The organism is Bradyrhizobium sp. WSM2793 (assembly GCF_000379585.1).
GTDB lineage: Bacteria > Pseudomonadota > Alphaproteobacteria > Rhizobiales > Xanthobacteraceae > Bradyrhizobium.
Window position 1 is genome coordinate 40,599 of record NZ_KB902808.1, and the last position, 24,313, is coordinate 64,911.

The window sequence follows — 24,313 nt, forward strand, 5'->3', positions numbered from 1 at the left end:
TTGCGGCGCGTCTGGCTTGCTCCGCAGTGTTAGTATTTTGGCCGATGGGAGTTCGCCCATTCGCGCGCGTGAAGGATCGGTTCGCGTGGCGGCAGGCTGGCGCGGAGCTTGCGCGTGGTCGGGTGTTCTTCCATTCGTGCGCGCCAGCGGCTGAACGCGGGCAATTTCCGGTACATGGATTGCCCCTCGTCGGTCAGACCAAATGCGAATGTGCAGGGCAGCATGTAAAAGTCGGCCAGCGTGAGCTGCGAGCCGAGCAGATAATCGCCGCCATGCGCCAGTTCGCGCTCCATCACGCCGAGTGCGTGCTCCACCTTGGGCAGAGCGTGCGCCACAACCCTTTCATCGGACGCGATCCCAAGCTCCGGAAAGACCAGGCGTTCGTGGGTCACGTGAAAGATCATGTAAGGGTAAAAGTAAGAGTCGACGGCACTGATCCATTGGCTCATACGCGCCCGCGCCTGAGGTTCTCGGGGCGTCAGCATCTCCCCTCCGAACGCCTCGTCGATATAGCGGACGATCGCGCTTGTCTCATAGACAGTGAAATCGTCGTGCCTGAAGATCGGAACGCGGTTGAACGGGTGAAGCGCAAGGTGTTCGCCCTTGCCCATGACCGGCTCGAGATCCTCGAAGGTGTAAGCGACGTTCTTGTGCGTGAGGACCAGCCGGACAATGTTTACGAACGTGCTTCGTGGAAATCCGTAGACGACTGCTTCAGACATAGCTCTTCCTCCCGTTCATGATTCAATCAGAATCAGTCATCGCCAGAACGGCGCGTCTGCCTGCTCCAAGGCCTCTTCCCGGGTCACTCCAATATCGGCAAGCAGATGGGGTTCGTCGGCGACCGCACGCAGGTCGGCCCGTTGATGCATTCGCTCGCTATAGGAGAGCAATTTGTCGAGCCTCACCAGCCATGAATTGGGTTGATGACCCGCTGTCGCAACATCGCGCCGTATACGCGGTGGATGGTCGGAATCGGCAAAAAGGGTTGACATTCCGCGGCTTCAAATCCCATGATTTCGAAATTGCTGGCGCCTGAATAGGACCAGCAGGACGTAGTCCGCAAAGCATCTTTTCTCGGGCCTGCCTGAGTTTTTCTAATGACCTTTGGAGCCCTTGTGTGCGCCCGCATTTGCCGCCGTTGAACGCACTGAAGGCCTTTGAAGCTGCAGCCCGGCATGAAAGCTTCACGCGCGCTGCGGAAGAGCTCTGTGTCACTCAGGGGGCGGTGAGCCATCAGGTGAAGGCCCTGGAAACGGAGCTCGCAATCAAGCTGTTCAACCGCGAACGGCAGCGCCTCGTCATCACTGGGGCCGGTCGGGAGTATCTTTCGGTCGTGCGCGATGCGCTCGATCGGATTGCGGCAGGCACGGAGCGCTTGCTGCAGCGGCAAAGCGCAGGCGTTCTAACTGTCAGCACCTCGCCGGACTTCGCTGCCAAGTGGCTGGTGCACCGGTTGGGAAACTTCGCCGAGGCACATTCCGGCATCGATCTTCGGGTTTCTGCAACCCTGCATCACGTCGATTTTGCCAGGGAGGACGTCGACCTGGCGGTACGTCATGGCGATGGGAACTGGCCGGGACTGGAGGTCGTGAGGCTTTGCGCGGAACGGCTCTTTGCCGTATGCAGTCCAAAACTACTGTCGGGCCGTCGTCGCATCGCTGGCATCGCAGATATCTTGAAGTTTCCTCTGATCCACCTGGATAGCCGGTCCGACTGGGCGAACTGGCTGCGTGGTGCAGGCATCGACGATGCAGGCGTCACTCACGGTCCTGTGCTGAACCGCGCGAGCATGGTGATCGACGCGGCGATCAACGGGCAGGGGATTGCGCTGGCACGCACGACGCTGTCAGCATGGGATCTGATCAATGGCCGGCTGGTGCTGCCGTTCCCTGAGTCATTGCCTCTGTCCAAGACCTATTGGATTGTGTGTCCGAAGGCGACTGCGGCCCTGCCCAAGATCGCGACCTTCCGCGAATGGCTTCTTGCTGAAGCCGCAGCGGACCTCCGACAGCTCAAGACACTGGCGCCGGATTCCGATGATCGGAGGCCGTCGCGCGCCCTTCGTCCAAAAGGACCGAGGCGCCACTCACCTAGGCGATCGTCCGCAGGCGAATAGAGCAATGGTCAATCCGGAGTTAGCAACTCCTCTCGCGCCGACGCGGTGAATCCTTCATTGCGAGAACAGGGAGATCGCATCGTGGCGACCAGCAGGTCAACGGTTGCACGGGCTGGGTGCACTGCAGTGCGCGAGCCTGTTGGCCGCGCAAGCCTCTGAACCGAAGACCACGCAAGTTGTTACACCTCCATCCTACGGAGGAGGAGAGATCATGCGTGTTCTTGCAGTAGTAATGGCAATATCATTGTCCTTTGCGGCGCTCCCGGCGTCTGCCGAGGAGTCTGGACCGGCGAAGGCCGATCAGCAGGCACAATCCGTTCCGGTGCAGCCGGACCGTACGCCGCAACAATCGGACCAATCTCGCGACCAGGAGCGGGCGCGCGGTGAGAGCGTTCAGATCGAGCGCGATTGGAAGGCCCAAGAAAATGCCAACCAAACCGCGACCGAGCGCGAGGGATCCGCTGGCAAGACGGACGACGACCATCAAACAGTAGGTCGTGACTGGCGCGCACGTCCCGAAGGTGAAGAGAAGCGCTGAAAACTCGCAGCGGCCGGAGCCTCGCAAAGATAGTCTCCCACAGCGCTCAGATTGCCGCTCCCGAACGCTGAGCAGGGGACCTGATCAAGGTGAAGTGAACAGGCCTGCAAGCTAGTTGGTCCCTCCTCTGCCGGTTCCTAATTGACAGGCATTCCGGCTCTGGCAGGCTCACGGGCCTGGGGATGGCGATCTCTCCATGAGGCGACATGCCCAAGCATCGCGTCCGATTCTGACAAGGACGCAGCATGTCAACTGTCAACGACAGGTCTTCGCCAGATCGCGCGCCGCCTTCATTGCGTGTAGCAAACCTGACCAAGCGTTACGGAAGCGACGCCACTGGCGTTGACGGAGTGACATTCACTGCTGCGCCCGGCGAAATCCTCGGCGTTATCGGTCCGAATGGCGCCGGCAAGACCACGCTGCTCGAAGCAGTTGCCGGACTGTTGCCGGTGAACTCAGGCGAGGTGTTTTGGCGTGGCGAGCGGTTGCAGGCAGACCGCCGACGCAGCGCCCTGTTCTACCTGCCTGATGGCGTTCGCCCCTACCAAAATCAATCTGCACTGCAGGTCGTTTCGTTTGTCGGCAGCGTCTTTCGACGATCGGAGGCAGACATCAGGTCGATCATTGAAGAACTCGGGTTACGGCCGGTCCTTCGAAAACGCGTGCACGCTCTGTCAAAGGGGTATGCCCGGCGGCTGATGCTGACCATCGGGCTGCTTGCGCCGCATGACCTGTTGCTGATGGACGAGCCATTCGACGGATTCGATTTGAGGCAGACACAGGATGTCATGGATACATTGCGTCGTCAGGCGGCAAGCGGACGAACGCTGATCCTCTCCATTCATCAATTGCGGGACGCTGAGCGGGTCTGTGACCGCTTTATCCTGCTCTCGGCAGGGCAGGTGCGTGGATCCGGGGGACTGGCCGACTTGCGGGCGCAGACGGGACTACCGAACGGGTCGCTGGAGGAGATCTTCCTTGTGCTCACGTGAGGCCCACGCTCGATCGATCGCGCCGATCATTCCGCTGCTCGCAAAAGAACTCCGCGAGGTTACGGCTGGGCGAGCACTTTGGACCATGTTGCTGCTGGTATGTCCGCTCGTCGGATACAGCTTCGTCCAGGCAGTCTCGCTCTACAGCGAGTCAAGTGCGGCGGCTCTCCAATCGCCAGTTTTGGCGAGAAGCCTGTCACCGCTCGACGGAATCCTGGTCCCGACCTTCGGCTCGTTCTATGTGGCGGTGACGTTGTTGTTTCCTTTCGTGGCGATCCGGGCACTGGGGCAAGAGAAGGAAAGTGGCGCGTTGCGCCTGCTGGTCCAACTGCCGTATCGGCCTTCGACGCTGATTGCCGCCAAATTCTGTGCGGTCCTGGCAGCTTGGATGATGGTGAGCATTCCTGCACTTTCTGCGCTGGCGATTTGGGCGATATTGGGCGGTCATCTGGCCGCGTCAGAGACACTGAACCTTCTGTTTGGTCATTTGCTCTATGGTCTGTTGGCGGGTGTCATCGGGTTGCTCGCCGCGGTCCTTTCCGACAACTCGGCCACTGCGGCTATCATTGCGTTCGCTGTCACCATCGGATCGTGGGTACTGGATTTCACGCTCGCGGGTCGCTCAGGCCTGGCGGCCTGGCTTGCGCAATTGTCGCTGACACAGGCGCTGCGTCCGTTTGAGCAGGGACTTCTCTCGGCCGGCCTGGTGCTCGGCATAATAACCGTCATCGGCGGACTTGCTGCGTTGACAGTTGTCTGGCTCCCTCCCGGAACGCCGGCGCGAACGAAAATGATCCGCACTGTATCTTGCGTGATTGCGATTGCCGTTGCGCTCGCCGGTGCGGCACAGATCAGGTCGTCCGCGGATGTCAGCGAAGATCGGCGCAACTCGTTTTCCGCCGCTGACGAACACTTGCTCGCGACGCTTCGACATCCGTTGGTCATCAAGGTCAATCTTGCTGCCGAGGACCCCCGCTATATCGATCTCCGGCGGAACGTTCTGGCGAAGCTCGAACGCGCCACGCCTGACCTCACGGTGCTTCTCGTGAGCGAACGACCGAATGTTGCCAATTCCTCGGACGCCTATGGCCAGATCGAATATCTCTACGGTGACCAAAGTGATGTGAGCCGCTCCACCAGCCCGCGGGAGATACTGCCGCTGATATATGCGCTTGCGGGCGCGGAGCCACCTGCATCCAGCGTTGGCGAAGAGTACCCTGGTTATCCATTGGTCGTTAGTGCGGACGCGACGCTGCTGTGGTTCTTCGGCGGATTGCCGCTCCTTATCGTGCTCGCGTGGCGGCAGGTCCGCCGGCTGCCTCCCGACAAAGGCCCCCTAGATCATTAAGGAGTGAAGCCATGACAGTCAGCAACAAAGGCGCAGTGGTGATCTTCGCGGCTCTTGGTCTTGTGGCACACGCGTTGCCGGGCTTGGCCGCAGAACCAACCAGGATTGACCTCTCGAATGAGACCGTCGGCGGGGAGCCAAAATCGCTGGTGCCGGTGGTGGGCGCGTGGAGGATCGAGGAGGAGGGGGAAAGAAGGTGCTCACAGTCGACGGCCGGCAGTGGAAGGAGGGGCAGTCGTCGGCGGGCATCGCCGACAAGGCTCGGGCTCTCTACGGTGAACGCTACGCTGAGTTTCTCGATCGTGTGCAGGCGTATGCCTACTATCCCTACGCGGTCATGGCAAAGATCGACAATTTCAGCGATGGCGAGATTTCGGTGCGCTTTAAAGGTCTATCCGGCCGGATCGATCAGGGCGCCGGTATCCTATTCAACCTCAAGCCGAACGGAGACTACCTGACAGTCCGCGCGAACTGTCTGGAGAACAACATCGTGCTGTGGAAGTTCGAGAATGGGAAACGATCGTCGGTCAAATGGGTGCGCAATACGCCGACTGCGACACGGCAATGGCACGATCTCAAGATCCGCGTGAACGGCACGAAGGTAGAAGGCTATCTCGATGGCAAGCTATATCTGGAGCACACGCTCGCACAACCTGTCTCGGGCAGGATCGGGCTCTGGTCCAAGGCTGACAGCCACATGTATTTCGCAGATTACACCGTGGGCGCCGGCGGCAATTGAAACGGGGGAGAGAAATCCGTCAGAAAAGGAGATGGACGACGAACAGGAATGGATTCTGGCAGGCAGCAGCGCGCCGCTATTGGGCGTGATGGGTGTCGCCCTTGTTACCGCCGAACCGGGAGCAGGGGTGGGATCTTCATCGCGGAGCGAGGTGAGAGGTCTTGCGGACGCAGTTCCATGAACGATTCCGAGGCTTCGGAATGGAATGACCCATCGCCTTGACAAGTTGCCGCAGCGGGCTTTTATTTCTCGAGTTGGGGAAGCGATCTCCCCATGAGGCGACATGCCCAAGAATCGCGTCCGAGTTCACCAAGGGCGCACCATGTCAGCCACTATCGCGATCGTTTTTCGAACAGTCTCTGATCCCTCAAGCGCGACGCCGCGCAGCGGCGTTCGCGGCATTTGCCTGCCATCCACGCCACACGTCGGGAGGTTGCCATGACCTATGTCGTGAAGCCGCTACCCTGTGACCCGAGCCGCATTCGGGGCATGTCGGAGCGGATGATCATCAGCCATTACGAAAACAACTACGGCGGTGCGGTCAAGCGGCTCAATCTGATCGATGAGCAACTTTCCGGGTTGGACTTTGCCACTGCGCCGGGGTTCCTGATCAACGGGCTGAAGCGCGAACAACTCATCGCGACAAACTCGATGATTCTCCATGAAGTGTTCTTCGCCGGGCTCGGTGACGAGAGCGAACCCGACGCGACGCTGAAAGAAGCGCTGACGCGTGACTTTGGGTCGTACGAGCGATGGCGGGCCGAATTCGTAGCCATGGGCAAGGCTCTAGGTGGCGGCTCCGGCTGGGTGCTGCTGACTTGGTCGGCTCGTGACCGCAAGCTTGTCAATCAATGGGCTCCGGATCACTGCCACACGTTGGCTGGTGGCGTGCCGATCCTAGCGCTCGATATGTATGAGCATTCCTATCATATCGATTACGGCGCCAAGGCTGCGAATTACGTCGATGTCTTCATGGCCGCGATTAATTGGCCGGCCGTGCAACGTGCGTCTCGAGAGAAGGAGACTGATGCGCGATAGAGACGCGCTTATCTAGCCATTGCGAAATCGCGCGCTCTCGCGGCATGCGTGCCAAATCGGTAATTGGTCGCACGTCATAGACTGGCATTGGCACGGCTTTGTCCAGCCACTGCACGAAAAATGTCGAACCTCTTCGGCCTCAGGCGGCGCGGACAAGAAAGTAGTGCGAGTGGCGAAAAGCGTTCACGCGCCTTCTTTTTGGCCGAGTCACGGCGCTTAATTTCCGGGTCGGCTCTGCGAGCATTTCAGGAGTTCGAGCCCTGCATAGTCATAGTCAAGAACGACGATCGCTTCTTCTGACCGCTATTGCAGCCGGCGCCTGCTTGGCAACGAAATCTGTTCTCGCGGAGGAGCGGCCGGGCAGCGACGAGCGACCTCAAAAGGGCGACCTTCTTGTCATCTCGGAAGGAGGGCAGGAGGGGCAGGTGATCAAGCCCGACGATCTCAAGCTCGGCGGTCCCCCACTGCGCGCGTGGCCAAAGGACCCCAAGACGTCGGTGATCCGAAACGGCTCGCGTCTTAACGAGGTCCTGATCCTAAAGCTCGACCCAGCCGAGCTTGATGAGACGACACGAGCTCGCGCGCCCGAGGGCATCATCGCCTATTCGGCGATTTGCACCCACGCTGCATGTCCGGTCTCCGAGTGGGTAAAGGCCGAGCAAGGGGACAAGACGATCCTCAAATGCCCTTGTCACAATTCGGAATTTGATCCTCGCCAAAATGCGCAGGTCGTGTTCGGGCCGGCTCCCCGGCGCTTGGCTGCGCTCCCGCTGGCAATCGCCGACGGTGCTCTTCTCCTGGCGGGATCATTCGTCGGCAAAGTTGGCGGGCAGGCGGGATAGGCGAAGCGTCACGCCTCCTCGCAGGGGATCCCGGGGCGAAGCTCGGGTTCCTCGTGCATGAGAAGGCTCCCAACGACAAGCAGGCAGCCGTGCGCTCTAGCGGCTGATTAAGCTCAGCCTTGCGCCAATAGGTGGAGAGGCTCGAAAGTTCTCTGCAGGCCTGCACTTCGAACGATCTCTAAGGCATTCCATTAATACACGCTCCACTGTCATCATCTGTGAAGCAGTTCACGGAGGTTGCGGTGGGACGGACTTACAATGCGCGTCGTTCGCTGGGCGAACGTCGTCCGGCACGTGCACGAAGGCTCGGGATCGGAGGCCAATATGAATATCGGCGCATCCTCACAACCCACCGACTTCGCCCTTGATGTACTCGGTCGATACGTCTGCAATACCTTCGACGAGGCGCTCGCTAATTCTGATCCGGCCTTTCGTGCCGGCGCGCGGGATGTGAAGGGCAATCCCTTGCCGCCGCGTAGCGACATGCGGCCGTTCGATTTCATCATCATCGGCGGTGGCACATTCGGCTCCGCCGTCGCCGAGCATCTGTGGTTTCGGAGCACGGGCCGGAGCGAGCGCATCCTCGTTCTCGAGGCAGGGCCGGTTCTGCTCGCCGAGCACATGCAGAACCTGCCGTCGATCAATCTCGGTCGCGAGGTTTGGGGACTGTCTTGGAACGCGGCGCCGGTCCTCGGTTATGCGGCGTCCGGGCTTGCCTATTGTGTCGGCGGCCGCTCGATCTGGTGGGGCGGGTGGTCGCCTCGGCTGCTCGATTCGGAAACCGGCACTGATTGGCCGCAGGCCGTGCTCGATGACCTCAACGCGAAGAAGCTGCCGAACGGGGACAACGGCTATTTCCGCCAATCAGGACAGCAGATCGGCGTCACCGCTACGAACGATTACATCTTCGGAGAGCTGCACCATGGGATGCGCGAGCAGCTGTACAAGGTGATCACCGGCAACAGGATTGCCGACGCGATCGATCTCGGCAGTTTGCCGGAAGCGCCGCCCGTCGAAATTCTAGATACCCCGCCCACGCTTGATGATCTCGCCGGACTGTTGGGAGTTCCGCCGCCGAACCCGCCGTCCGATCCGGTGCAGCGCCAGCAGCTCGAGGCCGAGATGCACAACAAGCTCAAGCTCGAGGCGCCGCTGGCGGTGCAGGCGCGGCCCGAACACGCGGGCTTTTTCCCGCTCAACAAATTCAGCGCGGTGCCGCTGCTGATCAAGGCAGCGCGGGGCGCGTTCAGCGACGGGCCAGGTGACGACGTGCGCAAGCGCCTGATGGTGGTGCCGCGTTGCCACGTGTCACGGCTGACCCTGGCGAACGATCCGGACGGGCTGCGCGTCGATGGCGTGGTGACCGAACACGGGCGCATCCCGCTCTCGCCCGATGCCAAGGTGATCATCGCGCTCGGCACGATCGAGAGCACGCGTCTTGCCCTCTTGTCCTTTGGAGCAGACGGCCGGATCGGTACCAACCTCATGGCGCACCTCCGATCGAACCTCTCTCTGCGCGTGCCACGCGATGCGTTCGACACCGTCTCGCCTCACGTAAAGGCGTTGCAAACGTCGGCGCTGCTGCTCAAGGGCCGGCACGCCTTCGTCGGAGCAGACGGCAGGCCGGACGGCTCTTTTGGCCATTTCCACTTCCAGATCACCGCATCCGGCCTCGGCAATGCCGGATCGAACTCAGAGGCGGAGTTGTTTCAGAAGATCCCCGACCTCGACACCGTGCAGCAACATCTGAACACCACCGATTCCCACGTGATCGTGACGATCCGCGGCATCGGCGAGATGCAGCCCAACAACGGGGCAAGCAACGTTACACTTGATCTCGATCCCGGTCAGGTCGACTTCGGCGAACGCAAGGCCTTTGTGAATTTACAGTCGAACTCGAAGGACATGCAGCTCTGGGAAGCCATGGACAAGGCGTCCGATGATCTGGCGATCGCCTTCGCCAACGGCCGCGCGGTTGATTTCCTGCATCCGGCGTCGGGAGCGGAAGTGCAACTCGGGGCGGATGTGACGACGATCGCGGCCGTCATCCCTCATGTCGGGCGTGATCAGAATCCAAACGGCCGGCGCGATGCACTTGGTTCCACTCATCACGAAGCAGGTACGTTGCGTATGGGTGACGATCCGACCAAGTCGGTGACCGATCCCAACTGCCGTTTCCACGGCGTAAAGAACGCCTATGCGGTGGGTCCTGCGCTCTTCCCGACGATTGGTTCGCCGAACCCGATGCTGACCGGGATCGCGCTCGCCCGGAGGCTCGGCGACCATTTGTTGCCGCCGCCGCCGACTTCCGTTGCGGAGGCCGGTTTCAGATCGCTGTTCGACGGCTCGGAAAAATCCGCAGATCTCTTTACGAGATGGAAGCGGGTGGGAGGCGGAAACTTCATCTTGGCCGGGCGCACTCTCATCGCGCAGCCCGACTCGAACGGGATCGGGCTGCTTTATTACTCCGCCGATCAGTTCGACGATTTCACCCTGCGGCTCGATTTCTGCTTGCCGCACCCGCGCGGCACTAGCAATGACAACTCTGGCATCTTTCTACGCTTCCGCAATCCCAAACTGCCTGAGTTACCAGGCACGCCAGGGCCGGACGTTCCGGGAAATCTGGCCACCGTTGCGGTCGATACGGGTTACGAGATCCAGATCGACGAGGAAGCGCGCGGTGATACCCGTAAAGGCGAGCTCGACGGCTTCCTCTACAATCGGACCGGAGCGGTCTACAAGGTGAAAACCATCGGCACCGCACCTGGCCAACAGAACTATACCAATAACCAAAGGCTCGCCTCAGGCATCTGGCACAGCTACGACATCACGGTGACGGGTCGCAGGTACGACGTGCTGCTCAACGGCCAGCCCGCCACGACATTCATAGCGGATCCCAACGATCCAACCGAACGGTTCCGGGGCCGCAGCAAGAGCGAGGATCCGGATTCCGGCTTCATCGGTCTGCAGGTACACACTGGTACGGTTGCGTTCGCAAACATTCGCGTCAGGCCCAATGCCCCTGTCTCGGCTTGAGGCATCCATTGCAATTATTTGCGAGCACCTGCAATCGCGTTGGGAATTTCAAGCATCTAAGTGGATTTTTCGGCAAGAATTCGATCCAAGCGTAATCGGTGTCGATGATCGGTCAGCAGGCGTGCGCCACCCAGGACGGCGGCCAGCGTTCCCAGGCCTGTTCCGCCAGCGATCAAGAACATAATCAGCAGTTGATATTTGACTGCATCGACGGGCTCGACGCCGGCAAGAATCTGGCCGGTCATCATCCCCGGCAAGGAAACGAGGCCAATCGCCGCCATGCTGTTCATGATCGGCATGAAGCCGCTTCTCAAGGCATCCCGTACGACAGGCAGCAGTGCCTGGTGTCGGGTGCCGCCGAGCGCGAGACACGCTTCCACGGCAGCCCGCTCGCGCACCAGGCTGTTCGTCAGCACGTCCAGGCCGAGGCTTATTCCGGTCATGGTGTTGCCCAGCATCATGCCCAGCAAAGGCAGCGCGTAGCGCGGATGATACCAAGGATCGGGGCGTAGCTCCGTCAGGAGCGCGAACATCGTGACGGTACCGGCGGCGAGCAGCGTGCATCCCGCGCCCAGACCGTACTTCCAGACGCCCTGAAGGCGCCGTTTCTGCCGCGCGACGATCTCTCGCGACGCGAAGAAGACCATGATCAGGGCGGCGAGAGCGGTCCAGAGCGGCGACACCGCGGCAAACAGGAACGTCAGCACGTATCCGACGAGGACGAGCTGGACCACCATGCGAACGGTCGCAATGGCCAGCTGCTTCTCAAGTTTCAGGCGGAGAACAAGCGAGAAGACGCCGTCCATGACGACAAGGAGTGCGGGGAGGGCCAGATTGCCGTACGAAAGCTGGATGTAGGTCACGGCCGCCTTTCCTCGATGCCGCCGTCGGGCCTCATCGCAAATATCCTAGTCCCGACCCGGCGGGCTTGGGCATTGTCGTGGGTACTCCAGAGGACGCTCGTTCCATCCGAGATGCGTTCGGCAATCAGAGATTCCACGGCCGCGGAGGATGCCGGGTCGAGCGCGGAGGTTGGCTCGTCCAGCAGAAGCACCCGCGATCGCAGCATGAGCGACCGCGCAAGTCCCAACCGCAGTCTCTCGCCCGTCGAAAGTCTCTGGATCGACCACGCTCCGCAGTCGTCCGGCAACCCCAGTCGCGCGACCAGCGGAAGGGCATCCTCCCAGGCTGAGAAGTGCTCTTGCACGGTGTCAGACCACCAACCCGGCTCGGCGGCGAGGTATGTCACTTTCCTTCGCCAGGCAGGGGCGGGCATCGCCTCCCTGAGCATGCCGTCCAGCTTGACCTTTCCTTCGTTAGGATCGAGATCCGCGATGGAGCGGAGCAGCAAGGTCTTTCCGACCCCGGAAGGCCCCTGCAGGGCGACGCATTCGCCGTCCTGCAGGTCGAACGACACGGAGATGTGCAGACGCTTGAGCCCGCTGACCGTCAGCATGCGTCAGAGCTTAAGCTGCAGCCGATCGGCAGCCCGCCGGGCGATCTCCGCCGGCGCCTCGTCCGGGTAGGGATGAACCGAGCTGACATTGATCTCGCCGAGCACGTAGCTGTCGCTCCCGTCGGCCTGAGCTGGGCCGAGCATGAAGTCGGCGTCCCAGATCGCGGGGAGATCGCTTCGCGCGATGTCCAGCAGCGAGGTTAGCTGCGGAGTCCACTCGTCCTCCATCAACCGGCGCAGCCGCTGAAAGCGGGGGTCCGCGTTCGAAGTGTAGAGCCGCGTCCGGCCTCGGACCGCGCGGCCGGCGAGTCGACCAGGGCTTTGACTTTGTGGTGGCCGAAGCCGGCACAGCGGTCGCCTGCCATGTAGCAGCGCACCACGCCCTCGCTTAGGCGAGGCTGGTACGCCTGGTCGATCACGCTACCGTTCTCGAAATACTCCGCGCAGCGACGGACAAAATCATCCAGCGTCAATTCCTCGGGTGCGTCCTTGGTCGCGTCCAGCACCTTTATCATGGACGAGGCCGGCAGCTTCTCGACTTTCCAAACGCCTTGGCCACCATTGCCCCGGCTGCGTTTGATCACGCGCGGGCCAGCGGCGAGCCGGGTCGGCAGCCCGGCGCGCATCGCCTCGGCGGTTTCATAGAGCGCCGTATCTGATCCCCAACCCATAGACTGGGTGCGATAGAGGACTTCCTTGGTGCCCATCTTGAGGATGACGTCGGGGTGAGCGCTCACCCACACGCCCGTCGCTGCGACGTCGCGCAGCAGGGCGTCGAGACCGGCGCGGTTCTGACCGTCTTGGATCGGGTTGACCCAGACGAGCACGCCGTCCACGGCGAGCAGTTGCTCGCGGACCGCCTCGGCGAAGCTCTCATCGTAGATCGCCAGCTTGGCTTCGATGCCAATGGCGGCGAGTGCTTCGAAGACTTGGACAAACCGGCTGTTCTGAGGGGTCGCATCGCGGCGCGTGGCAGCGTCGCCTCGCGAGAGAATGGCCACAGAATGTAGGGAAGAAGATTGACGTTCGGTCATGCGCAAACTCCACGTTTTGCGTGCTGCGCAGAGCTTGGACCGAAGTCTCACGGGGAGCCTGCTTGTCCCCTTGGAAGCACTTTATGTGAGATTATGGGGAGCCTTCAAGACGTTAGCACCGAGGGATACGCCACCAGGGCGGCAGCGGGTTCCGCCAAAGTCCGCTTGAGAGGTCCGATCTACGGACAGGTCGACAAAGGCGGCGTGCACCGCGCGGAACAGTGCGGCCGGTCAGGCGCAAAGGCGGTCATGTCTGAATGGAATGATGCTCTAACCCAGGCGAAACGAAGGAAGAACTTCGAAGACCAGTATAGCGATGGCGAGCGCCGCTATGAGGTAACCGAGCAAGGTGTTGAGCGTAGAATATCGGTCAGGCGGAGGTTCAGTCATCTCATGGTCTTTACCATTATACGGGCCCACCCTGTGCACCGTGCGTAAGTAATTCTCCTCGCGAGCGAGCTGATGCAGCCCTGCGCGAGAAAAAAATGTACAACAAGCAGCCGTCGATCAGCAGCGTCAGGATCAATACGCCGTAGGCCCAAGGGCTCTCCATCAAATTCACCTCGATCAATACCCTGGAGAAACCGAAGCCCACGACCCATGCATCGAAGCTCATGCAAATCCGGCGAAACGTTTCGGCATCCAGGCGGCTGATGGCGTAGGAGCCGAGCGGCACTCCAATCGCAATGCAGGGAAAAAACACCCACAACAGCTTGCCGCTTTCAGCCGTAAACAGGCCAAGCTGATAATAGACCATGGCAGTCACGCTGGACTCGGCCACGCGCACCAATGCCAGGCCAGCCCGAAATTCGGTTTTAACCAGACCTTGATTGTTGAATAGAATCGCAAGCGGCGGCCCGGAGATGGTTGTGACGGAGTATAGGACGCCCAGCGTGGTTCCAAAGGGTAGACCGACCAGCCATGTCGACCGAATTGGCCTCCGCCAGCCCGCTGCCTGAAGCAGGATGAGGGGCAGAATGAGAGAGTAGGTGACCAATTTGATCCAGCCTGGCTGAACCGAAGTAAGAATCATGGCGCCGATTCCGATGCCTGGCAGAAGCCCGACAACGACCGGAAACACTCTTCTCCAGACCGTTGCAACCCCGTTCAGATTGATCAACAGAACGTAGAGATTTGTGATCACCTCAACTAGAACGACTGCCGGGTTCAGGATGCGGTTCGTATAAAAAACGAGAGCCATCGGTACGGTGAGCGAGGAAAAGCCGTAGCCGAGGGCGCCGTTCACGAAGGCTGCAAATAAAGCGATGCCGGCGACAACGATCACCACAAGATCGAAAGGAGGCATTGCGGCTTCTCCAACGGCACCGATCGGGTGAGACCACTCATCCTATCACTAAAACGGTCAGTTTGCAGGTCGAACGAACCCGGCGGGGCGTCGGCCTACATCGAGCGCGCCGCCTCTTTCGAAGCCACGCCGTAATGCTAATGGACGGATCATGGGCGGTGAAGCGTTCGTGACCTTCTGGTGTTAGCTTGCGAGCGCGTGCGGGTTGACAGCTTGGTCTCGAGGCGTTCTATTCGAGGCACGGGGGTTTGCGATCTCCCCGCGAGGCGACATGCCCAAGAATCGCGTCCTGATCACCAAGGGCGCAGCATGTCTTCATCATACCCCTCCATTTCACCTGACACCCGACTGATCGGCACGGCGGCCGCGCCGGCGCTGCACCGCTGCCTTCCCGAGCGCGACGGGCGGGGCGGCACGGCAGCCGAGGTCGGAGCCGTGGCCAAGCGCTTCGACACCACTCCTTTCGACGTCGAGCCGTTGAATGCCGACTTTCCACTCCCCAAGGCGTTCTACCGATGGTGCTGCGACGCGGCCAAGGAGACGCACAGCCGGCCGATCAACAGGGTGAATTGATGACTGACGTTCCAGCAAACCAGAAAATCGCCGCCGAGCCACCGGCGCACGGAATCTCTTTCAACGAGGCGCTTCTTGTCTGGATGCGAGTGGCGATCTTGAGCTTCGGCGGACCGGCCGGTCAGATCGCGGTCATGCACCGCATCCTGGTCGAGGAGAAGAACTGGATATCGGAAAGCCGTTTCCTCCACGCTCTCAATTACTGCATGTTGCTTCCGGGACCTGAAGCGCAGCAGCTTGCAACCTACATCGGCTGGCTGCTGCACCGGACGGTCGGTGGCATCGTAGCGGGCGGCTTATTCATCCTGCCCGGCATCTTCGCCGTCATGGGGCTCAGCTATATCTACGCCGCCTATGGCAACGTTGGCTTCGTCGAGGCGTTGTTCTTCGGCCTCAAGGCGGCAGTCCTCGCCATCGTAATCCAGGCGGTGGTCCGCGTCGGCAAACGGGCGCTCCGCAATCCCATCATGGTCGGACTGGCCGCGGTCGCCTTCATCGCGATCTTCTTCTTCAGGGCACCGTTTCCGCTGATTATCGTCGCCGCGGCTCTCATCGGCTTCGTCGGTGCTAAGCTCGGCAGGCCTGAGTTCGCTGCTCTCGAACACGGCGGAAAGAACTCTGCGGCCATCGACAGCATGCTGGGCGAGGGGATTCCGGAGCACGTTAGGCCGAACGCGGGGCGTACTCTGCGGGTCGCGGCCGCTTGGCTCGCGATCTGGCTCATTCCGGTCGTCGCGCTGCTCATTGCGCTGGGACCGAACGACGTCTTCAGCCAAATCGCCATATTCTTCAGCAAAATGGCGATGGTGACCTTCGGCGGTGCCTATGCCGTGCTCGCGTACGTCGCGCAACAGGCCGCCGAATACTACCACTGGGTCACGCCCCGGGAGATGCTGGATGGCCTCGGCATGGCGGAGACCACCCCTGGGCCCCTCATCATGGTCGTTCAGTTCGTGGGCTTTATGGCCGCCTTCCGCGAGGCGAGCGGCCTATCTCCCATGGTCGCGGGAACGCTGGGCGGCCTTCTGGCGACATGGGTGACGTTCGCACCTTGTTTCCTCTGGATCTTCGTCGGGGCGCCCTACATCGAGGCATTGCGGGGCAACAAGGCTCTCGCCGGCGCGCTCACGGCGATCACAGCGGCCGTCGTGGGCGTGATCCTCAATCTCTCGATCTGGTTCGCACTACACACCGTGTTCCGGCAGACTTTTCCAGTTCACGGGTTGGGGTTTTCGTTCGACGCGCCGGTGCTTACCAGCATCGACGTGCCGGCTCTCCTGCTTTCGCTCGCCGCGGCCACCGCGATCTTCCGCTTCAATATCGGAATGCTCGTCGTGCTCGCCGCGTCGTGCATCGCGGGCGTGGTGCTGCGGCTGGCAGGCATCATATAGGTGGCATCGCGGAGCGAACTTCACCTGGGGCGGGGACACAACCGGGAGAACGATGATGCGAATACGGATGATATATTCGGCGGTCTTGCTGGCGATCGCGGCGGGATTGTCACCGGCCCAGGCCCTGACCCAAGAGGAACTGGTCGCCAAGATTCAGGCGGCCGGTTACTCGCAGGTAAGGGACATCAAGTCGACCGCGGAAGGCACAACCGTGAAGGCGGTGAAGGACGGCAAGGAGGTAACGCTCGTCGTCGATAGCAGCGGCCAGATCAAAGAGCGAAACTGAGCTTGAGGAGTAGCGCCATGAAAAGAACCATCTGGGCCGTCGTTGGCATTGCCGTTTGTCTTCTCGCATTCCGCTTCGCGCCCCTCATCCCGGCCTACGCCCAAGATGCCGACTGGCAAAAGGTCGATGAGACGCTGGGCCGCAAGCCGGCTGTCTCGGACGACGTCCGTCGCTATGGCTTTCCACGCACCGATCTCTCCGTGACATTGGACGGGGTCCCGATCAAGCCGGCGCTGGCGCTAGGCGGTTGGATCGCGTTCAAGCCTGCGCATGGCGGCGCCATGGTGATGGGCGACCTTGTTCTGCTCGAGACCGAGGTCAATCCCGTGATGGCCAAAATGATCGCGAGCGGTCTCGAGATTACCGCCGTGCACAATCATCTCCTGCGCGCAAGCCCGGCGACCTTTTACATGCACGTCGCCGGACATGGCGATCCCGCCAAGCTGGCGTCGGCCATCCACGATGCACTGGCCGAAAGCAAAACTCCATTGACGGTCGCGGCTCCCGCCAGCCCGCCGCCTTCCATCGACCTCGACACCGCGAAGCTCGACCAGGTCATTGGCGTCAAGGGGCAGGGCAACGGCGGTGTCTACCAGTTCAACGTCAAGCGGCGTGATCCGATCAAGGAAGACGACATGCTGCTCACCCCCGTTGGGGCGATGGGCGTCGCGACCGCTATCAATTTCCAGCCAACCGGCGGCGGCAAGGCGGCCATCACCGGCGATTTCGTGCTGACCAGCGACGAGGTGAACCCGGTCATCGTGGCGCTGAGGACACACGGCATCGAGGTGACGGCGCTGCACAGTCACATGCTGAACGAACAGCCGCGGCTGTTCTTCATGCACTTCTGGGCCAACGACGACGCGATCAAGCTCGCTGAAGGCTTGCGCGCCGGACTGGATAAGACCGCAAGTTTGAAGAATTGAAGTGGGCAGTACATGACCGCAAAATGCCAACCGTGCCTCCGCTTTGATACGGTCCGACCAATGACGCACTCCGTTCGACATGCCGTCGCATGCACCATCGTCGCGGCCGCGCTGACGCCCGGATTGGCTGCGCGTGCCGACGAATTCCGACTTCTCGACGGCAAGCAGATTCGGGCACGAATGGTTGGCAAGGACATCACCGACGGACCGCATTGGACGATGTACCTGCGCCCGGACGGTGCGCTCGTCAGCTCTGAAGCCGGAAGTTCATGGACCGGCAAATGGGAAATCCGCAACGACAGGCTGTGCATTTCAAGCCCGGGGAGTACGGCCTTGGAATGCAATCAGGTCTGGGTGTCTGGCACGAACATCCGGATGCGCGCGAACAAGGATCAGAACCCGCTGGAAGGCATGGTCGCGGTGCATCGCAACAACTAGCAGTGAGAGTTCGGGAACAGAACGAATCGGCGACGAGGAGAAAATGCCGATGAAGGAAGAGAGTGCAACTGGTCGCAAAGCAGCCGTCCAGGGAACCGCGGCGCCGGCCGACTTGCCAACCTGCGATTCCGCGCAGGGAGATCAAGCGGCCGCGCGGACGTTTGAGACTGTCGTTTTTTGTGGTGACGCCGCGCAGGTCAGGGCGGGCTTCGCACTCGCACTCGACGCGCTGGAGGTCAGGGACGATCTACTGCTGATGGACAGGACGAGACGAGGAGGGGCAAAGTGAACGCCATGAGAAGCTCGGTATTCGGACTGTTCGTGCTGACGGGGCTGATCGGGAGCGAACATGCGGTTCAGGCACAGAGCTGCAAGGTCTGCGCCGAGCAGCAGAAGGCATGCATGAAAAACTATGCCGGACCAGCCTGCAAGACCGAGTATCAGATGTGTCGCAAGTCCTGCAAGAAATGAGGGGCATGGGCTCTCGAAGCTTGCGGGCGACTTTCTTCATCGCCGCGCTCGCCGTCGGGATCGGAGCCCTGATCGCCTGCGATGCTGCTTCTGCGACAGCCAAGACGATGCGTTCTCTCACCGGCGCGCAGATTCGCGCAAGCTTCACGGGGAAGCAGCTCACGGACGAAGTCCATTATCGTCTGGTCTATGACCCGGACGGCACGCTTCGAAGCTATTCGATGGGTGTGAAAAAGATTGGAAAATGGAACATCGCGAAAGATGAACTATGCCTCGGTCTCGGAGAAAACGACGATGGCTGCTTTCGGCACGTTGAACGGCGAACGGGTCGACCTGACGCCGACCGGTCTCGGCGGACCGTTCGACGGCATTTTGCAGCCGGCATATCGTGACGACGGGAGGTAGACCGGACTGGCATCTCACATAAGAGCTGACGACTTCGGGGATACCGCGACCTCCCCGTGAGATGGAATTCCATCCAAGCGCTCGCCGCCTCGTTCCGAGGGGGACGATCATATGGATGTTTTTGTCTTCACTGTGTTTGCTCTTGCCGCCCTTGTCGGCGGCTTCGTCAGCGGCTTCTCGGGCTTCGCAATGGGCCTGGTGGTTTCTGGCGTCTGGCTGCACATCATCACGCCAATGCAGACCGCCACTCTGATCGCCGGGTACGGTCTGCTCACACAAGGCTACGGTATCTACAAGCTGCGGCATGTTCTGGATCTGCGCAAGGCATGGCCGCTCGCGCTCGGAACCGTCATCGGCATTCCCATCGGCGTTGGAATTCTCGCCTATCTCAATCCCGTCTATCTGAGGCTCGGCGTCGGCGTATTGTTGCTGATCTACGCGATCTATGGCCTCACGCGCCCGGTGTTCGCGCCCATGAAAATCGGAACCGGCACAGATATCGCGATTGGCATCTCGAACGGGATGCTCGGCGGACGGGCTGTCTTTCAGCCGGTGCTGTTTGTCGCCTTTGTGGTCATCTCGCTCTCCCAGGCCGCGGCCGGCACGATCACCAAGGAAACGCTGATGCTGTACGCACTGGGTGTACCCTTCATGGCCGCTGGTCTTTGGTCCGGCTTCAAGCTGTTCGGGACGATCGACGACGAGACGTTTCGCAAGGCCGTGTTGGCGTTGCTGCTGTTCGCGGGAGTTTCGCTGGTCGTGTCGACACTGCCGTTTTCCTTCCGCTGACGCTGAGGGCATCATGCCACTGACGAGCTCGGACCAAGGCGCATAGCGTGAGCTGTTCGATGAGTTCTCAATTGTGTTAGCAAGTTTTGTATTCTGCCGGAGATAACGATGAATGTTCGATGTTTATCAATCGCGACAGCCCTGCTGATGGCATCTGTCGGTCCTATGCGGGCGGAAGAGCCCCTGATCGCCTATAAGTCGCTCAGTCCGGAGCTGGCGCTCGATCTCGCGCGCGCCGCCTTGGATAGCTGCCGCACCCGTGGATATCAGGTGGCCGTCGCCGTCGTCGATCGCTCCGGTGTGACGCAAGTGATGCTGCGTGATCGCTTTGCAGGTCCCCACACGCCGTCGACGGCATCCGGGAAAGCATGGACCGCTGTATCGTTCAAGACCAGCACGACCGATCTGAATGCGGTCAGCCAGCATGGCATGATGCAAGCAGGTATTCGCAATCTCCCCGGCGCAGTCATCATAGGGGGAGGACTGATCGTCGAAGCAGGCGGCTCTCTGGTTGGGGCAGTCGGCGTATCCGGAGCTCCGGGCGGCGACGCGGATGAAGCTTGCGCGAAAGCCGGGATCGAGGCCATACGTGACAAGCTGGAGTTCTGAGGGCGTGCGGCAGGAACTCGGTGCGATCGTCGATCGCGCCCGCGTGTGAATCACACGATGCGAATCGAAGTCCTGGCTTCCATCCTGCAGAAATCCGCGTCTCGAGGGACGGCCCTACGTCAGGCAGTGCCACCTAGGGAGCGGCGTTCATTCAACATTCAGCTGGTCCGTGGGACGTCTATGTCTGGTCTGGTTGAACGTCACCTTGAAAACGTCGCGAGGATCGCCTAGGTTTTTGCTGTGCAGCACCGGTTTCTCCAACCCTTTCGTCAAGTCGCCAGAACAGCCATGTTCATGGCGATATCGGCGTTTGTGCTTCAGGCGACACTGATTTCGGTTTCGCAGGTAAAGGCGTCGGTTGGCGCCATGCCGACGCCTTCAGTCACGCTCAGCGGTTCCCTCCATTTTCACGATCAATTGGCAGGTCACGTCCACTCTCACGGAGGTGACAGTGCCGACGGCCACGTTCATGACGGGCCGGATCATGATGATGACGAAGGCGCTCCAAGCTTGTCTTGGAACATCTTTGGCGCCTCGATTGCGTCACCGCAGTTCATAAACTTGGTCAGCTCCTTCGACGTGTTGGGCACTTTTGAACTGCCGGTTATGCGGCCCATCGTGGGCGTCAGGCCCGAAGCGCTTATCCGGCCACCAAGTACCTTCAGCATCGCGTAATTCGGACGGCCCTCCTGCCGTCGGCGTCTCGCATGTCTGAAGGATTTTTCCATGCTTATGAATCAGCGCTGCCCGCAAGGGCGGCTCGCCAGATTTGGCCTGGCCGGCATTGGTTGGCTGGCACTGTTCCTTTGCCTCCCGGGCGCCCTTGCCCATGAGGGGCATGACCACGGCGACGCCGAGAAGGGGGCCGTGGTGTCATCAGCCTATCCGAGAGTTGCGGCGCGCTCCGAGTTGTACGAGATCGTCGGCATCCTGAAAGAGGGCAAGCTTTCCGTCTTCATCGACGATGCGGTCACGAACGAGCCTGTCTCGGATGCTGGGTTGCAGGTGACGGTAGGCGACTCCGCTCCGATCGAAGCCGGGAACCAGGGGAACGGTGTCTACGCCGCTGCGATTCCGAATGGCCCGCCGCCCGGATCGGTTGAGGTCATCTTCTCGATCACCGCCAGCAAGGGCAATGATCTGCTAGTGGACTCGCTCGTGCCGACGCCTGCCGGCAATGCCCCACTCCAAGAGCAGACCGACAGGCATCGTTGGCTCTTCTCAAGCCGAACCGTCGTGGCGGGCTCCGCACTTGCTGCCTTGGGTCTCGGCCTTCTCTTTGCCTATTGGAGGCGGCGCGGCCGCAACATGGCCGCTTCAATGTCCGCCGCGATGGCAGGAGCGTTCGTCCTCGTCGCGGCCATTATGGTCGGCCAGGGCCGGACCAACGCAACGCAACCAAATCCGCCGGATGGTCCCGCGTTAAGCGACGCCCCGCGGCGCCTGCAAGATGGCACCGTCTTCGCGGCCAAGCCGACGCAGCGGCTGCTTGACGTACGGACCGCTGCAGCCGAGCCGCAAACCATTCGCCCCGCCGCGACGCTGATCGGCCGCGTCATTGCCGACCCCAACCGCAGCAGCATCGTGCAAAGTGTCTACGGCGGCCGCGTCGTTCCGATCGATGGCGGCATACCTCGCATTGGACAAACCGTCCGCAAGGGCGATCTGCTCATCCAGATCGAACCGCATCTGCCGGTCGCGGACCGCACGACGATCTTAGAGAAGGTCGGCGAGATCGAACAATTGATGGCAGTCACGGAAAACAAGCTGCGGCGTCTGAGGCCGCTGGCCGAGCGCGGCGCAGTGCCGCAAGGGCAGGTCAACGACCTCGAAAGCGAATTGGAGGGCCTGCGGGCGCGCCGCGAAACCGTTCGAAATTCTCGCACCGGGTTTGAGGAACTACGGGCATCAATCGACGGCATCATCACGTCCGCCAAGGTCGTGCCGGGCCAGGTCATTCAGCCGCAAGACGTCCTGTTCCAGATCGCGGACCCCCACAGCCTTTGGGTCGAGGCATTGGCCTATGACGATATAGGTTTGAAGCAGCCTGAAGCCGCAACGGCGATGTCCCCGAGCGGGGAACAGATTGCGCTGACCTTCGTCGGAACGAGCCGGGCCCTGCGCCAGCATGCAACCGTCGTTCAATTTGCGATACCAGAGCCACCAACGGGCCTGAACATCGGTCAGCCGCTGAATGTGATGATCCAGAGCGGCGCACCCGTGGCTGGCCTGATCTTTCCTCGCAATGCCGTCGTTCGGAGCGGCAATGGCGAGAATATCGTCTGGTTGCACGCCGGGCCCGAGCGTTTCGAGCCAAAACCCGTTCGCGTGCTGCCGGTGGACGCGGCCCGCGTGATCGTGGCGGCCGGTATCAACGACGGCGACCGCATCGTCGTTCGCGGCACCGACTTGGTTAATCAGATCCGGTAGGCTGCTCATGTTCAAACTCATTGTCCAAACAAGCTTGCGCAATCGCCTGTTCGTGCTGGCGGTAGCCGCCGTGCTGGTTGGCTACGGATTGTTTGTCCTGCCGACCGTTTCCGTTGACGTCTTGCCGGATATCAACCGCCCGACCGTCAACATCCTGACGGAGGCGGAGGGGCTGGCACCTCAGGAAGTCGAACAACTCGTGACGTTTCCGATCGAGACGTCGATGAACGGCATGCCCGGCGTCATCCGGGTACGCTCGGTCTCGGGCGTCGGTCTGTCGGTCGTTTACGTCGAATTCGACTGGGGCGTCGACGTCTACCGCGCCCGGCAATTCGTCTCGGAACGGCTGGCGTTGATCCGCGAACAATTGCCCTCTTCGGTCAATCCCCAGATGGGACCGGTGACGTCGATCATGGGCGAGATCATGCTGATCGCGCTGACCAGCGATGGCACCGCTTCGCCCATGGAAGTGCGCGAATTCGCCGACTTCGTCGTCAGGCCGCAGCTCCTCGCCATTCCCGGTGTTGCCCAGGTGATACCCATCGGCGGCGAGGTCCGCCAATACCGCGTGACGCCGAATGTCGCGACCATGCAGGCGCTCAGCATCACCCACGACCAGATCGAGCAGGCGGTCGCTAAATTCGGCACTAACAGCGGCGGCGGCTTTGTTGACCAGCATGGCCGCGAATATCTGATCCGCAATGTCGGACTCACCAGGAAGATCGAGGACCTCGGCAACACCGTCGTTGCCACCCGTGACCAGCAGCCGATCCTGCTGAAGCAGGTCGCCGCCGTCGATTTTGCAGCGCGCACCAAGCGGGGTGACGCCGGGTACAACGGCGAGCCCGCGGTCATCGTCAGCGTCATGAAGCAGCCGGCCGCGGATACCGTGGCGTTGACGCGCAATATCGAAGCCACGCTCAGGGATCTGCAACGCACCATGCGCGGAGGAATCAACGTCACCAACGTGCAATTCCGGCAGGCCACATTCATCGAGACGTCGATAAGCAATGTCGAGCGCGTTTTGCTTGAAGCCGCCGTCGTCGTGGCCGTGGTCCTGTTCGTGTTCCTGATGAACGGACGCGCAGCGTTCGTTTCGCTGACGGCCATTCCAATATCGATCCTGGTGACCGTCCTGGTGTTTCGCGCCTTCGGGCTCACGATCAACACGATGACGCTGGGTGGCCTTGCCATCGCCATCGGCGAGCTGGTCGACGATGCCGTGGTGGACGTTGAAAACATCCTGCGGCGCTTGCGGGAGAACGCTGCGTCGAGCACGCCGCGTCCTGTCCTCGACGTGATCTCCGAGGCAAGCCAGGAGGTTCGTTCCAGCATCGTCTATGCAACGATGATCATCGTTCTCGTCTTTGTGCCGCTGTTCGCTCTTCCGGGTATCGAAGGGCGGCTGTTCACGCCGCTTGGCGTGGCCTATGTGGTCTCGATCCTGGCTTCGTTGCTGACGTCGATCACGGTAACGCCGGTGCTGTCCTACTATCTGCTTTCGGGACGGGCCCATTCAGGAGACCGCGAAAGCCTTGTTGTCACCA

26 protein-coding genes and 1 pseudogene are annotated in these 24,313 nt (G+C 61.0%); 21 read left to right on the forward strand and 6 right to left on the reverse strand.

Annotated elements, in window-relative coordinates; all coding sequences use genetic code 11:
- Positions 1-29: 29 nt before the first annotated feature.
- Both A3AS_RS0133260 and A3AS_RS47835 read right to left on the reverse strand, forming a co-directional pair.
- Entirely contained in the window at positions 30-722 is a 693-nt protein-coding gene (locus A3AS_RS0133260; RefSeq protein ID WP_018321812.1) for a glutathione S-transferase family protein, read from the reverse strand.
- Between the two features lie 36 nt (positions 723-758).
- Entirely contained in the window at positions 759-995 is a 237-nt protein-coding gene (locus A3AS_RS47835; protein WP_157644455.1) for a DUF1127 domain-containing protein, read from the reverse strand.
- 125 nt (positions 996-1,120) lie between these two features.
- Here A3AS_RS47835 and A3AS_RS0133270 point away from each other — a divergent pair, with 125 nt between their 5' ends.
- From A3AS_RS0133270 to A3AS_RS0133305, 8 genes are all read left to right on the forward strand, one after another.
- Positions 1,121-2,119, forward strand: coding sequence for a transcriptional regulator GcvA (locus A3AS_RS0133270; protein ID WP_018321814.1), 999 nt, complete (start codon positions 1,121-1,123; stop codon positions 2,117-2,119).
- A gap of 211 nt (positions 2,120-2,330) precedes the next feature.
- Complete coding sequence (locus tag A3AS_RS0133275; RefSeq protein ID WP_245283341.1) at positions 2,331-2,657, forward strand: hypothetical protein; 327 nt, start codon at positions 2,331-2,333, stop codon at positions 2,655-2,657.
- A 245-nt stretch (positions 2,658-2,902) separates the two neighbouring features.
- Positions 2,903-3,649 carry an ABC transporter ATP-binding protein gene (locus A3AS_RS0133280; RefSeq protein WP_049815059.1) on the forward strand — a complete coding sequence of 249 codons (747 nt, stop codon included), beginning with the start codon at positions 2,903-2,905 and terminating at the stop codon, positions 3,647-3,649.
- The gene (locus A3AS_RS0133285) at positions 3,636-4,997 is read left to right on the forward strand and encodes an ABC transporter permease subunit (protein WP_026202623.1); all 1,362 of its coding nucleotides are present in this window, start codon (positions 3,636-3,638) and stop codon (positions 4,995-4,997) included. Before A3AS_RS0133280 ends, A3AS_RS0133285 begins: the two co-directional genes overlap by 14 nt.
- A gap of 196 nt (positions 4,998-5,193) precedes the next feature.
- Positions 5,194-5,736, forward strand: coding sequence for a LamG domain-containing protein (locus tag A3AS_RS0133290; protein WP_018321818.1), 543 nt, complete (start codon positions 5,194-5,196; stop codon positions 5,734-5,736).
- 438 nt (positions 5,737-6,174) lie between these two features.
- Complete coding sequence (locus A3AS_RS0133295) at positions 6,175-6,774, forward strand: superoxide dismutase (RefSeq protein WP_018321819.1); 600 nt, start codon at positions 6,175-6,177, stop codon at positions 6,772-6,774.
- Positions 6,775-7,016: 242 nt separating this feature from the next.
- Positions 7,017-7,616: a ubiquinol-cytochrome c reductase iron-sulfur subunit gene (locus tag A3AS_RS0133300; protein ID WP_049815060.1), complete on the forward strand. Its 600-nt coding sequence runs from the start codon at positions 7,017-7,019 to the stop codon at positions 7,614-7,616.
- A gap of 258 nt (positions 7,617-7,874) precedes the next feature.
- Positions 7,875-10,652 (forward strand): family 16 glycoside hydrolase, encoded by a 2,778-nt coding sequence (locus tag A3AS_RS0133305; protein WP_018321821.1) that lies wholly within the window; start codon positions 7,875-7,877, stop codon positions 10,650-10,652.
- A 56-nt stretch (positions 10,653-10,708) separates the two neighbouring features.
- Here A3AS_RS0133305 and fetB read toward each other — a convergent pair whose 3' ends face one another.
- The 4 genes and pseudogenes from fetB to A3AS_RS0133330 form a co-directional block, all read right to left on the reverse strand.
- Complete coding sequence (gene fetB, locus A3AS_RS0133310; RefSeq protein WP_018321822.1) at positions 10,709-11,515, reverse strand: iron export ABC transporter permease subunit FetB; 807 nt, start codon at positions 11,513-11,515, stop codon at positions 10,709-10,711.
- Positions 11,512-12,108 carry an ATP-binding cassette domain-containing protein gene (locus A3AS_RS0133315; protein ID WP_018321823.1) on the reverse strand — a complete coding sequence of 199 codons (597 nt, stop codon included), beginning with the start codon at positions 12,106-12,108 and terminating at the stop codon, positions 11,512-11,514. The genes fetB and A3AS_RS0133315 overlap by 4 nt, the downstream gene beginning before the upstream one ends.
- Before the next feature lie 3 nt (positions 12,109-12,111).
- A pseudogene (locus A3AS_RS0133320) lies at positions 12,112-13,142 on the reverse strand (Cj0069 family protein).
- A 406-nt stretch (positions 13,143-13,548) separates the two neighbouring features.
- Positions 13,549-14,448 (reverse strand): sulfite exporter TauE/SafE family protein, encoded by a 900-nt coding sequence (locus A3AS_RS0133330; RefSeq protein ID WP_018321824.1) that lies wholly within the window; start codon positions 14,446-14,448, stop codon positions 13,549-13,551.
- Positions 14,449-14,757: 309 nt separating this feature from the next.
- Between A3AS_RS0133330 and A3AS_RS0133335 the strand changes: the two genes are divergently transcribed.
- From A3AS_RS0133335 to A3AS_RS0133395, 13 genes are all read left to right on the forward strand, one after another.
- Positions 14,758-15,021: a hypothetical protein gene (locus tag A3AS_RS0133335; RefSeq protein WP_018321825.1), complete on the forward strand. Its 264-nt coding sequence runs from the start codon at positions 14,758-14,760 to the stop codon at positions 15,019-15,021.
- Positions 15,021-16,412 (forward strand): chromate efflux transporter, encoded by a 1,392-nt coding sequence (gene chrA, locus A3AS_RS0133340; RefSeq protein ID WP_018321826.1) that lies wholly within the window; start codon positions 15,021-15,023, stop codon positions 16,410-16,412. The genes A3AS_RS0133335 and chrA overlap by 1 nt, the downstream gene beginning before the upstream one ends.
- A gap of 55 nt (positions 16,413-16,467) precedes the next feature.
- A complete protein-coding gene (locus A3AS_RS0133345; protein ID WP_026202625.1) occupies positions 16,468-16,698 on the forward strand; it encodes a PepSY domain-containing protein in 231 nt (76 codons plus the stop codon).
- A gap of 17 nt (positions 16,699-16,715) precedes the next feature.
- A complete protein-coding gene (locus A3AS_RS0133350) occupies positions 16,716-17,624 on the forward strand; it encodes a DUF1259 domain-containing protein (RefSeq protein WP_026202626.1) in 909 nt (302 codons plus the stop codon).
- A gap of 60 nt (positions 17,625-17,684) precedes the next feature.
- Entirely contained in the window at positions 17,685-18,062 is a 378-nt protein-coding gene (locus A3AS_RS0133355; RefSeq protein WP_018321827.1) for a hypothetical protein, read from the forward strand.
- A 43-nt stretch (positions 18,063-18,105) separates the two neighbouring features.
- A complete protein-coding gene (locus A3AS_RS0133360; RefSeq protein ID WP_157644456.1) occupies positions 18,106-18,351 on the forward strand; it encodes a hypothetical protein in 246 nt (81 codons plus the stop codon).
- Complete coding sequence (locus tag A3AS_RS44155; protein ID WP_018321829.1) at positions 18,348-18,533, forward strand: hypothetical protein; 186 nt, start codon at positions 18,348-18,350, stop codon at positions 18,531-18,533. Before A3AS_RS0133360 ends, A3AS_RS44155 begins: the two co-directional genes overlap by 4 nt.
- A gap of 20 nt (positions 18,534-18,553) precedes the next feature.
- On the forward strand, positions 18,554-18,925 hold the full coding sequence (locus tag A3AS_RS47840; protein WP_157644457.1) for a hypothetical protein: 372 nt from the start codon (positions 18,554-18,556) through the stop codon (positions 18,923-18,925).
- A gap of 124 nt (positions 18,926-19,049) precedes the next feature.
- Complete coding sequence (locus A3AS_RS0133375) at positions 19,050-19,727, forward strand: TSUP family transporter (RefSeq protein WP_018321831.1); 678 nt, start codon at positions 19,050-19,052, stop codon at positions 19,725-19,727.
- Positions 19,728-19,835: 108 nt separating this feature from the next.
- Positions 19,836-20,336 (forward strand): heme-binding protein, encoded by a 501-nt coding sequence (locus A3AS_RS0133380; RefSeq protein WP_018321832.1) that lies wholly within the window; start codon positions 19,836-19,838, stop codon positions 20,334-20,336.
- 288 nt (positions 20,337-20,624) lie between these two features.
- Positions 20,625-21,011, forward strand: coding sequence for a hypothetical protein (locus A3AS_RS0133385; protein ID WP_018321833.1), 387 nt, complete (start codon positions 20,625-20,627; stop codon positions 21,009-21,011).
- A 51-nt stretch (positions 21,012-21,062) separates the two neighbouring features.
- Complete coding sequence (locus A3AS_RS0133390) at positions 21,063-22,766, forward strand: efflux RND transporter periplasmic adaptor subunit (protein ID WP_245283342.1); 1,704 nt, start codon at positions 21,063-21,065, stop codon at positions 22,764-22,766.
- A 7-nt stretch (positions 22,767-22,773) separates the two neighbouring features.
- The coding region (locus tag A3AS_RS0133395) for an efflux RND transporter permease subunit (RefSeq protein WP_018317466.1) at positions 22,774-24,313 on the forward strand (1,540 nt) is incomplete at its 3' end.